The organism is Trichococcus sp. (assembly GCF_049589555.1).
Lineage (GTDB): Bacteria > Bacillota > Bacilli > Lactobacillales > Aerococcaceae > Trichococcus.
Window position 1 is genome coordinate 1 of the sequence record NZ_JBAWAZ010000081.1, and the last position, 1,829, is coordinate 1,829.

Annotated in this window: 2 protein-coding genes and 1 pseudogene; all 3 read left to right on the plus strand. The window is 42.8% G+C overall.

Going from position 1 to position 1,829, the window contains the following annotated elements; genetic code table 11:
- Positions 1-368 (plus strand): annotated as a pseudogene (locus tag WBV27_RS03815) (sugar ABC transporter substrate-binding protein); the annotation flags it as partial.
- A 458-nt stretch (positions 369-826) separates the two neighbouring features.
- On the plus strand, positions 827-1,252 hold the full coding sequence (locus tag WBV27_RS03820; protein ID WP_106450133.1) for a PTS sugar transporter subunit IIA: 426 nt from the start codon (positions 827-829) through the stop codon (positions 1,250-1,252).
- A 14-nt stretch (positions 1,253-1,266) separates the two neighbouring features.
- The gene (locus WBV27_RS03825) at positions 1,267-1,761 is read left to right on the plus strand and encodes a PTS system mannose/fructose/N-acetylgalactosamine-transporter subunit IIB (protein ID WP_086629849.1); all 495 of its coding nucleotides are present in this window, start codon (positions 1,267-1,269) and stop codon (positions 1,759-1,761) included.
- Positions 1,762-1,829 lie beyond the last annotated feature (68 nt).

The following is a 1,829-nucleotide window of genomic DNA, read 5'->3' on the forward strand; positions in this document are numbered from 1 at the left end:
CTTTGATAGCGATAAATTCCAAAACGACCCAGCAGCAATTAGCTTTTGAGTTCCTTGAAACCTTGACGATTGACCAAGAAATTCAACAGGAACTATTTGAAAACTCGCAAGGGGCTTCCGCTTTGAAGAGTGTGATGGCCAGCGACAGCACCAAAGCGCTGCTGGATCAGGATGCCATGAGCAATTATTCCTTAAAACAAGATGTGTTGGATGATATTATCGAAAATGCGGTGATCGAACCGAAATTCAAGAAGTACAACAATATCATCGAAAGATGCGATTATCTGATCACGAATGCATTGAATGAAAATAAAATTGATGATGAGCTGGTAGACATCGAAAAAGAAATCGATAATCTTTTAAAATAATCGGAATGACAAATGTCACACGGATGATGAGGTCTGTTAATCCCCAGTAATCCGCTGTATACCGCAAGACGAATAGAGGCTGAATCAGAACCAGAACGGTATTTTCTGGCTTTGATTCAGCTTTTTTTGTATTGGAATTGAATTTATGCTCAGAGATACCCCGCCAAAACCCTTTTGGCGGGGCGAAATGTCCAAGGACAACGCGAGATAGCCCGCCAAAACACATTTGGCGGGGCAAAACGTCCGCGGACAACACGAGATTCCCCGGCGAAAACCAATTTGGCGGGGAAACGCACCACCGGACCCAGACCCCGGACCGCACGATGCTGCGGTCAAACAATTTTTATATTATTTCGTGTCAAATGTCACATGAATGTGTTGACACGCGACACGATGCAAGCGCTTCGATGGGTGGTATTCTTTAGAGGCTAATTGATATACGCGAAGGAGGAAATAATTTGAAATATGTGGTTCTGGTAAGCCACGGTGATTTTGCGACGGGCTTAAAGACATCGTTGGATATGCTGGCTGGAAAACGGGATGATGTGATCGCGGTTGGATTGCCTGACGGGAAAACAGCGGATGAGTTTGCTTTGATGTTCAAGGAAGGCATTCAAGCTGTGACTGGGGATGATGAAATCATCTTGCTTGCTGATATTGTAGGCGGCTCACCTTTGACAACTTCATTGAATGTTTTAGCGGATGAAGGCAAACTTGCCAATACAATCACTATCGGCGGCATGAACTTGCCATTGGCTTTAACAGCAGTTTTGATGAAAGACAGCTTGGATAAAGAAACTTTTACTGCTACGGTCGTATCTGAAGCGAAAGAAGCTTTGCAAGAATTCAAATTAGAACAACCAGAAGAAGACGACGAAATTTAGAGGGGGAAAGAAAAATGACAGTATCATTTATTCGGATTGATGATCGTATGATTCACGGGCAAACATGTACGCGTTGGGCAAAAGAGTTCCCTTGTGACGGGTTGGTAGCTGTGAATGATAAGGCGGCTCAGAGCGACGTTCTAAAAGCGGCCTATAAGAGTGCCAGCGGTTTAAAAACGTTCATTTGGACCAATGAGGAATGGCAACAAAAAAATCAAAAAGTATTGGACAGCAAAGATCGATATTTCCTGATCACCAAAGATCCTTTGGACATGAAAAAGATTTTGGTGGATCAAAAATTCAAACCCGGAATCGATACTGTGATCGTAGGTCCGTGCAATGACCGTGAAGGTGCTACGAAATTGGGAAATAACCAATCGATCACACAAGCAGAAGCAGAGGCCTTTGAAGCAATGTATCAAGCTGGTTATAAAATTAAATTTGCCTTACTGCCTGATGTTTCAATCGGAACATGGGAAAACTTCAGAAGCAAATTTGGTTTTAAATAAAAAAACAAAAGGGGAGAAGAAATTATGACAATTAGTTGGATTCAAGCAGCTATGCTAGGGCTGTTCGC

Excerpts from the sequence above, each read along its gene's own strand:
- WBV27_RS03825 (WP_086629849.1), top strand. The coding sequence starts at position 1,267 with ATGACAGTATCATTTATTCGGATTGATGATCGTATGATTCACGGGCAA.